Source organism: Intestinibacter sp. (assembly GCF_022780145.1).
Lineage (GTDB): Bacteria > Bacillota > Clostridia > Peptostreptococcales > Peptostreptococcaceae > Intestinibacter.
Window position 1 is genome coordinate 1 of the sequence record NZ_JALEXO010000137.1, and the last position, 9,504, is coordinate 9,504.

Annotated in this window: 11 protein-coding genes; 6 read left to right on the forward strand and 5 right to left on the reverse strand. The window is 29.5% G+C overall.

Annotated features, from left to right (window positions below):
- Positions 1–1,089 (reverse strand): hydroxylamine reductase (gene hcp, locus MR593_RS05365; protein ID WP_290690552.1); only part of this gene is annotated, 1,089 nt, incomplete at its 3' end.
- Between the two features lie 392 nt (positions 1,090–1,481).
- On the opposite strand from hcp, the gene MR593_RS05370 reads away from it, so the two are divergent.
- Both MR593_RS05370 and MR593_RS05375 read left to right on the forward strand, forming a co-directional pair.
- A complete protein-coding gene (locus MR593_RS05370) occupies positions 1,482–2,846 on the forward strand; it encodes a dicarboxylate/amino acid:cation symporter (protein ID WP_290690554.1) in 1,365 nt (454 codons plus the stop codon).
- 136 nt (positions 2,847–2,982) lie between these two features.
- A complete protein-coding gene (locus MR593_RS05375) occupies positions 2,983–3,825 on the forward strand; it encodes a L,D-transpeptidase family protein (RefSeq protein ID WP_290690556.1) in 843 nt (280 codons plus the stop codon).
- A 49-nt stretch (positions 3,826–3,874) separates the two neighbouring features.
- On the opposite strand, the gene MR593_RS05380 is transcribed toward MR593_RS05375, so the two are convergent.
- Positions 3,875–4,624, reverse strand: a complete 750-nt coding sequence (locus MR593_RS05380) for an epoxyqueuosine reductase (RefSeq protein WP_290690558.1) — start codon at positions 4,622–4,624, stop codon at positions 3,875–3,877.
- A 24-nt stretch (positions 4,625–4,648) separates the two neighbouring features.
- The gene (locus tag MR593_RS05385; protein ID WP_290690560.1) at positions 4,649–5,713 is read right to left on the reverse strand and encodes a 4Fe-4S dicluster domain-containing protein; all 1,065 of its coding nucleotides are present in this window, start codon (positions 5,711–5,713) and stop codon (positions 4,649–4,651) included.
- Positions 5,714–5,858: 145 nt separating this feature from the next.
- Here MR593_RS05385 and MR593_RS05390 point away from each other — a divergent pair, with 145 nt between their 5' ends.
- From MR593_RS05390 to MR593_RS05405, 4 genes are all read left to right on the forward strand, one after another.
- Complete coding sequence (locus MR593_RS05390) at positions 5,859–6,203, forward strand: phage holin family protein (RefSeq protein WP_290690562.1); 345 nt, start codon at positions 5,859–5,861, stop codon at positions 6,201–6,203.
- A 390-nt stretch (positions 6,204–6,593) separates the two neighbouring features.
- On the forward strand, positions 6,594–6,980 hold the full coding sequence (locus MR593_RS05395; RefSeq protein ID WP_290690565.1) for a CidA/LrgA family protein: 387 nt from the start codon (positions 6,594–6,596) through the stop codon (positions 6,978–6,980).
- Between the two features lie 25 nt (positions 6,981–7,005).
- Positions 7,006–7,695 (forward strand): LrgB family protein, encoded by a 690-nt coding sequence (locus MR593_RS05400; RefSeq protein WP_290690566.1) that lies wholly within the window; start codon positions 7,006–7,008, stop codon positions 7,693–7,695.
- Positions 7,696–7,794: 99 nt separating this feature from the next.
- Positions 7,795–8,760, forward strand: coding sequence for a metallophosphoesterase (locus MR593_RS05405; RefSeq protein ID WP_290690568.1), 966 nt, complete (start codon positions 7,795–7,797; stop codon positions 8,758–8,760).
- Positions 8,761–8,815: 55 nt separating this feature from the next.
- On the opposite strand, the gene MR593_RS05410 is transcribed toward MR593_RS05405, so the two are convergent.
- Positions 8,816–9,277, reverse strand: a complete 462-nt coding sequence (locus tag MR593_RS05410; protein ID WP_290690571.1) for a S24/S26 family peptidase — start codon at positions 9,275–9,277, stop codon at positions 8,816–8,818.
- Positions 9,278–9,306: 29 nt separating this feature from the next.
- A partial coding sequence (locus tag MR593_RS05415; RefSeq protein ID WP_290690574.1) for a hypothetical protein occupies positions 9,307–9,504 on the reverse strand: 198 nt, incomplete at its 5' end.

Genomic DNA, 9,504 nt, shown 5'->3' on the forward strand with positions numbered 1-9,504 from the left:
TGTTTCTATTTCTGTTGGTGGTTGGCATATTTTCGCTAATTCTATTATTTCAGAGAAGTCTTTATTATCTTCGCTTATTCCTTTTATATGTTTAACTCCTGTAAACCCTGCAGCACCTGTAGTGAATAATCTATCTTTATAACTATCTTTTGGTGGTACTATACAGTTTGTAGTCATTAATATTGGTCCATTAAAAGATTCGAACTCTTCTTTTTGTTTCCACCAAGCATTTCCGTAGTTACCTACAAAATGAGGGTATTTTTTAAATGCTGGATAGTAATGAGCTGGTAGCATTTCTGAATGTGTATAAACATCTACTCCTGTGCCTTCTGTTTGTTTTAATAATAATTCTAAATCCTTTAAATCATGTCCTGATATAAGTATTGCTGGATTATTTCTAACTCCTATATTTACCTTTGTTATCTCTGGATGTCCATAAGTTCCTGTATTTGCGCTGTCTAGTAGAGCCATTGCATCTACCCCTACCTTACCTGCGTTTAATGCTAAAGCTACTAAATCATCTGCAGTCAAGCTGTCATCCATAGTTTTAGCTAGAGATTCCTGCATAAATGCATCTATTTCTTCATTTTCATACCCTAAAGCATTGGCATGCTTCATATATGCAGACATTCCCTTTATTCCATATACTACTAATTCCCTTAAGCTTCTTATATCTTCATTTTCTGTAGATAAAACCCCTACCTTTGCAGATTTTTCTTCCATTTCTGATTTAGATGTAGAGTTCCATAGAGCTGCTTCTGATAAATTTTCTTTATTACCTAATTCAGATAATAGCTCTTCTTTTATTTTTAAAGTTTCCACTATTTTTGCATAAAATACTTCATCGTCGAAATTTACATTAGTTATAGTGGCAAATAGATTCATAGTTATCATATGATTGACTTTAATATCTACAGATTTTCCTTCTGATCTAAGTCTAGTTGTCACATCTGATAATCCTTTAGTTACATATATTAATAAATCCTGTAATCTAGCTAATTGTGGTGATTTTCCACAAACACCTGATTTAGTGCATCCGCTACATCCAGCAGTTTCTTGACATTGAAAACAAAACATTTTATTTTCCATATTTATTCCTCCAAATCGTTAATTTATTTTTGATATTAATGATTTTTATTTCACATATTTGTTTGATTTTTATCTTATGCCATTATTATATATTTAAATAAAAATATAATCTGTAACATAGGTTACAAGCATTGAAAATTTTAATGTTGTATTACTTTGACAAGGTTTTCTATGATTTTATATCTAACTTATAGATTTAATCAATATTATTTATATTTATCTATAGGTGGTGACAAATTTGAAAATATTATTTATATTTTATTTTTTTATAAAATATATCTATTAATTTTATCTATAAAAGCTATTAGACTTATGTTAAAATATTAACTATTATATTAATATAAAAAGGAATGTATAAATAAAATTTATTAAATAAAAAGGGGGATTTTTATATGGCTTCTGAGACTTCGACAAACAACTCAAATCAAAATGTAAATACTTTGGCAAGAAAAATGGCAATCGCACTTATTGCTGGACTAGTAATCGGAACAGCATTACTGTTTTTAAGAGAAAACTTAATATCTAACGGTCATGAAAACATTTGGAAGGTTATAAATAATTTATTCTTCCAAGATATAAGTACAGATGAAGGAAAGAATGCAATAGGTTTATTTTATATAGTAGGTCAACTATTCATAAATTGTCTACAATTAATAATAGTTCCTATGATTTTTTCATCAATAGCACTTGCAATGTGCGAAATCAGCGACACAAAAAAACTTGGTAGAATCTCTGGTAAAACGTTATTAGGATTTCTAACTACATCAACTTTTGCATTAATAGTCGCTATTATATGCGGTTTTATTACATATAAATTAGGATTTTTCAATGTTTCTATATCTGGCGCTTCAAGCACAACTGAGGTTGCTACTAGTCCTAATCCTTTAATGGTTATACTTGATGCTGTTCCAAACAACATAGGTACTGTACTTATCACAAATGGACGTGTTTTATCTATAGTATTCTTAGGAGTTACTGTGGGACTTTGTATAAACGAGCTAGGCGATAAATTATTAGTATTTAAGAAAATTCTTACAGATATAAATAACATAATACTTGTATTTTTAAATTTTGTAATATTTAAATTTGGTCCAGTAGCTGTTTTCGTTTTAATAACAAGAACATTTGCTGTATACGGTATCGAGCATCTTAAACCTGCTTTTGCGTATCTTATAACAGTTACAATCGCAGCTACAATATGTTTATTAGTTTCTTATCCAGGATTTATTTATTTCAACACTAAGTTAAATCCTATTAAATTTATGAAGAAAATGGCAAAGGTAGCTCTTTTAGGAGTATCAGCAGCTTCTTCAGCAGCAGCCTTATCTTTAAATTTAAAAACTACTAAAGAAGAGCTCGGCGTTAGTGAAGATGTCGCATCATTTGTACTACCACTAGGCATGACAATAAATATGAATGGTACTGCTATAATGCAAGTAGTTGGAACTGTATTCATAGCAGCTAGCTCAGGATACGAAGTAACAATTCCAAACTTGATTTTAATTGCAATTTTAGCACTTATTGCTTCAGTGGGAACACCTTCTGCTCCTGGTTCTTCTATGATAGTATTATTCACTGTTATTTCAGGAATGGGATATAATAACCCAGCAACACTTGTAGCATATGCTCTTATCATAGCAATAAACAGACCTATGGATATGTACACTACTGCACTTAATGTAATCGGAGACGCTGCAACTGCTGTAATAGTTTCAAAATCTGAAAACACTTTAGATGTTGATGTCTATAATTCATAATATAAATATAAAAGGAGCTTCGGCTCCTTTTTTTAATGTAAAATTTTTTACACAAATAAATTTATATCTTCATAAAATATACTAATAAATTTCATCTAAATTATTTAAATCAATTAGTATATTTAAGGAGACCAATATGAGAAAATATAAAAGACAAGAAAATGAAAACTATAAATATGCCTTGACAAATCTAAACCTAAGAGAAAGTAAATCTACATCATCTAATGTAATTACCGTTATACCTGCTGGATCCAAAATACAAGTTATAGATGCAGCAGAGGATTGGTATAAGGTAATGTACAACAATCAAAGGGGTTATGTCTACAACCAATACCTATCTAAAACTAAGTACACCTGGACCGACGTATTTTTAAGATCATATCCATCTTCTGAATCAAATGCTATAACACTCGTTCCAGCAAAATCTAGAGTTCAAGTTTTAAAAAGCCAAGGAGACTGGGACCACGTCATCTACAACGACCAAGAGGGCTATATATTCAATTATTTTTTATCCGATGACGGAAATCCTCCAGGAGCATATGATTTTGAATATTTCTACACAGATATGACTAGATTTGTAAACGACAATAATATAAAAAGTCCTACAACAAATCTAATTACTACAGATTTAGCAAATAAAATAACTTATATTTTTGAAAAAGGCGACAACAGTCAGTGGATTTTGATATATCAATGGTCTTGTACAGTTGGAAAACCAGAAACACCTACAATAACTGGTACATTTTATGTAAGCGGTAGAAAGCCGTTCTTCGGGTCTGACACATATTTAGTTAAGTATGCCACTAGAATCAAGGGCAGCTATTACTATCACTCAATTTTATTTAATCCTGAAGGCACAGAGATTATCAATGATACCTTAGGTGAGGCTTTAAGTCATGGCTGTATTAGATTGGCTGTAGAAAATGCTCAATGGATTTATGATAATGTATTAGATACAACTACTATAGTTATCAATTAAAAAAACAAAGGGCGTGGAATAAAACCTTCCATACCCTTTATTTCATTTATTATTTTACAGGATTTTTGTACGAACAAGGCAATTCAGCTGCACATTTTCCACATACAGATGCCCCCAATATTTTTTTATTTTCTTGTAATTGGCTTGAACATTTAAATCTATCAAAGCCTTCATATGTAAGTGCATTATTTTTACATCTTTTCACGCATACTCCACATGATTTATCCTTTTTATACATACATCTCTCTTCTTTTATAGGTTCATCACTTTTAACATCTAAATTAGTTATCACAGAAAAATATCTACCGCAGCTTCCCTTTTCAGATATAAGAAGATTATTTATACCAAAAGTTCCTATACCAGCAGCATAAGCCATATGTCTTTGTGACCAGTTACTTTTTAATATATTTTGGTCAAATACACCTGCATTTACAGGATTTACACCTTTATAGCCTAATTTTTCGATTTCATCTACAATGTATTCATTTATATCCTGTGCCATTTTATTAGTATCAATATATGCTTTAGCCCATGCTTCAGATGGCAATCCTTCACATTTATTGCTTTTACCTATTTCTCTTTTAAATGGTAAAAAGTAAGAAACTATTATTGTAGCATCTTCTAAAAAATCCTTTGGTGAATAATGTGATTCTAATACTACATTTTTTAAGTTCTTTATATAATCTGAATTTGCATCGGCAAATCCTACAATCGGTTCCTCCCAAATTCTCTCTAGATTATTTTTCTTACAATAATCATCTATAAAATCAGATATCCATTTTATTATAGTATCTCTCATACTCTCTCTCCCTAACTAATACTTCTATCTAAGCCATGATGGATTTCCTGGAACGAATACTCTCTTTCCAAATTTCTTTTTAAATTCATCTAAAGCCTTATTTATTAACTCCTCATTTCCCTTAAATGTCTCTGCATTTTTTATAGTTTCTAGATTTTGGCTAAATGGACATGCAGATATACACATTCCACAGTCAGTTCCTAGATATCTCCATTTTGTATAGCAAGTTTCTCTGTCAACTTCCCATCGATATTGACCTAATTCATCGAATTTAGGTCCTACTGTCAATGAATGTGATGGACAGTTGTGTGCGCATTTTTTACATACATTACAGAAATCTTCTAGTCCAAAATCCTTGTATTCATCTATATCAAGAGGCATATTAGTTGTAACTACTCCTAATTTTAATCTTGAACCGTAGTCCTTATTAGTAAGTATTGAATTTCTTCCTATGTCACCTATTCCTGCATCCTTAGCAATTAAAGTAGGCATTACTAAGTAGTTTTTATCCATATGGTTTCTAGCCTCATAGCCTAAGCTTCTTATATAGTAAGATAAAATCATTCCTATAATAGCTGCATCTACATAAGACTTACTAGTTTCAATTACTTCACATATCATAGGAGATCTATTTACCATTTCATTATCTAATTCGCATCCAAATACGATTGCGTATTTATGATCTAAATGTACTTCTTTTCCATAATCACTTTCAATTCTTCCCCTGTGTGTATATATATGGTAATCCTTTAATTCTGTAATTCCAACTGTTACAGCGCCATAGTGTTTAGCAAATCCCTTTATTCTTTTCGCCATAGTTGTAGGATCTACCTCAACCTTTTCAGGAGCTACTTCCCCTTCACATAAAGGTAGTATATCTCTCATAAATTGAAAAGCACTAGCTGCCATTGGTGAATTAATTTCATTATAAGTCATAGTTCCTTCTTGGCATAAATCTGGTCTATGTCTCATACTATCATCTATATTCTTTTTTTCAGGAAATCTCTTGTAATAATCTTCATAAGCTTCACTTCCTGGTGTATAATGTGCTCTAGCAAACATTGTATCTCTTTCGTCAGTTCTATGCATTTCTAACCCCTCCCTATAAAAACAAACTAATATAATTTTAATTTTTTCTCTAAAAATAGTATAACACATTCAAATTAAAATTAATAAATTTTACTATTTAGTAGTATAATATTTATAATATTAAATTTTTAAAGGAGGTTTTCTAATGAAAAGAATTTCTTTATTTATTGTAATCAACGCTTTATCACTTTTTATCGTATCAAAATTAATGTCTAGCGTTTATATAGGCTCTCTTGCCTCTTTGATAGTACTTACAATAATATTCGGATGTCTAAACGTAATTGTTAAGCCTGTAATTGAATTTTTCTCTTTGCCTATAACACTTTTATCACTAGGCTTGTTTTCATTTGTAATAAATGGGCTTGTATTAAAGTTAGCTTTTAACATAGTTCCAGGGGCATCTATATCTGGATTTTTTAATTCTATATTGGCAGCAGTCCTTTTAACTATAGCTAATACTATTTTTTATAACGTCCTTGATAAAGATTAATATTTTATACATTTTTAAATATATAATAGAAAATAATCTACATAAAGATATGATTTTTTAAACTTTTTTCAAAATCATATCTTTTTTTATAAAAAATCAAACTATTTTTACAACAATTCCAATTTTTTGTTAACCTTTTCCTACAACTTATTTATTATATTACATGTTTAATATTACCAATTTATATATAATTTTTTCTATTTTGTTATCTATTGTATTTAATTTCGATATAACATTCTGACTATAGATTTTTTAATCCCAATGATATATAATAAATTTATATCGAGATAGTAACCCTTAATTTTTCTAAATATTTACAAATATATAAATTTTTTACATAATCTCGATACTTTTTATTCTTGGTAAAATAAAAAATTGGAGGTTTTTCAAATGAAGTTTTTCAATCAAATTGGAATTCTCCTTGGAATTTGGGCAGCAGGAGAATTCATAAGTCAATTAATAAAAAATGTAATAAATATTCCTGGCTCTATTATAGGAATGATAATTCTATTTGTATTGCTTGAATCTAAAATTTTGGATGAAAGTAAAATTAAGGATGTAGCAGATTTCTTTTTAGGTAATATGAGTTTATTCTTCATACCTGCTGGAGTATCATTAATAGAATCTCTAGGTCTAATAAAAGAAAATGCTGTTTTACTTTTATCATGTATATTAATAATCAACGTTGCTGTTATGATAGTTAGCGGTCGTAGTGTAGATTTAATGATTAAATTAAAAGAAAAAAAAGAGAAAAAAGAAGCAGAAGAAGTTGCTTAAATTTATTTAGAAGAAGGCGAAAAAAATGGAACAGATATTAAATACACAATTATTCGGATTATTGACAATCATAGTTTTTTATAATATAGGATTATTCATACAAAAAAAGGCAAAAACTCCTATATGCAATGGGCTTTTAATAGCTATGATACTTATTATATTATTTTTAAAAGTTACAAAAATACCTTATGAAAGCTTTAAAATAGGTGCAGATACAATTAATTTTCTATTAGGTCCTACAACTATAGTTTTAGCAGTACCGCTATATAGACAATTCCATCTATTTAAAAAATACACTAAAGAAATTTTAGTAGGTATATTGACAGGTGTTTTCATATCATTTGCTTGTGTTGTAATAATTTGCAAAATAGCAAATGCCGATTCACAAATTATTTATTCAATTTTACCTAAATCAATTACTACTCCTATGGGAATATCACTTAGTAATATTTTAGGTGGAATAGAATCTATAACAGTTGTATGTATAATACTTACAGGTATTTTAGGAAATATGATGGGCGAAACTGTTCTTAAAATAGGACGAGTTAAACATCCAATATCTAAGGGTATAGCATTAGGTACAGCAGCACATGCAGTCGGTACAAGTAAGGCATTAGAGCTTGGAGAGGTTGAAGGAGCTATGAGTAGCTTGTCTATAGGTGTAGCTGGATTTTTAACAGTTGTTTTAATTCCTATATTAGCTAACTTTATATAGAAATTTTATTATGTAAAATCAAAAAAATAATATATAATAGATTATAAAAAGTGGGTTTATACTCACTTTTTTTAATAAATTTATATAAAGGAGGCTACTGTGGATAAGCTAAAATCAAATAAAAAATATATCTTCCCTGCATTAATAGTGATTTTGTGTATAACTATTATATATAGTTTAAATATAATTAATAAAAATAAAATTATCAACAGCTCTTTTGAAGTTGCTAGTGAGGAAATAGCTTTTTCTAACTTACCATCAAATTTCGATGGTTTTAAGATTCTTCAAATAAGTGATCTTCACTCTATTGAATTCGATAAAGACAATTCAAGTTTGATAAATACAATTGATGAGTTGTCTCCAGATGTAATTTTTATAACTGGTGATATATTCTCTGCTACTGAATTTAAGGACTCGGATGATACATATAATAGAAATTATGATGAAGAAAGTCTCGTAGGATTTAAGCTCCTAAAGGAGCTCTCTAAAAAATACGATATTATCTATTCTGTTGGAAATCACGAAGAAGGTATAGATGCAATTTTCAACGGATATGAATGGAATTTAAGAGATAGAACTGTGGATAACTCCTACAATAGATACATAAACAAATTAAGCGATTTAGGAGTTAAATTTGTTGATAACTCATATACTACAATCTACAAGGACGTACAAACTATAAATATATACGGAATATATTATTACTCTCTAAATAAATACGCTAAAAAAATAGACCCCGATGACCCTTTAACATTGGATTTTATAAAAACCGTTGATAAAAATAAATTCAATATATTATTGAGCCACGACCCCGATGCTGCAGATATATTAGAGGATAAAAACTTCGATTTAATACTATCTGGCCATGTACACGGTGGAATAATTCGACTTTTCGATGTAGGTATTTTAGATCCAGCTAGAAAATTATTTCCAAAATACGATAAAGGACTCTACAAAGTAAAAAATACCCAACTATATGTAAGCACCGGTCTTGGGAATCCCAAATTTATGAGAATAAACAACCCACCAGAAATCAATTTAATCACTTTAAAAAATCTTAAATAACACAAGCAAAAGGGATTATCATAGTAAAACTAAACTACGATAATCCCTTTAATTTTTATTTTATTACTTTTCTAACTAAATTCCTAAACCTGAAAATCAGAGGTCTAATCGGTTTGCAAAGCACCCAAAGCTTTACATACGTCTTGTACTTTATATTGTCACAAGAAACCTCCTTGTCCCCTCTATAAAAAGAATCAACAACTCCTATAACCTGATTAAATCTAACCACCTCAGTCCATTGCTGAGCATCGCCGTTCATTATAAATGATTGATCGTCTATTATTTTTCTAATTCTGTGAAGTACGTGCTTTCCAGTATCCCTCTTTATAAAAACTATCTCGTTCTTTTTAGGTTGTCTCTTTTCAGGACTTACTAATACGACACTGTCCTTTAAATGTCTCAAAGTAGGGGTCATACTATATCCTGTGACCTTAAGCTTACAGCTTCCTCCACTTTGTATAACCTCCTCCATTATAGGAACTAAGTCCTTTTCACTATATGAAGTATTTTTATTCATAAAATATTCCTTTCAGCTTAAATTTCAAATTATTTATCGCTCAACTGAATCGTATTTGTCTCACTAAGCGGTATATCATGAAGACCAATTTGTTTGACTACAATGTCCTTTATATTATCTTTATCTTCATCATCACAATAAACTCTCAAGGTATTTCTATTTACATAAAGAGTGTTTTTCTTTTCTCCATCTATAAATACAATACTTTTTCTAGTAAAATTCTTACC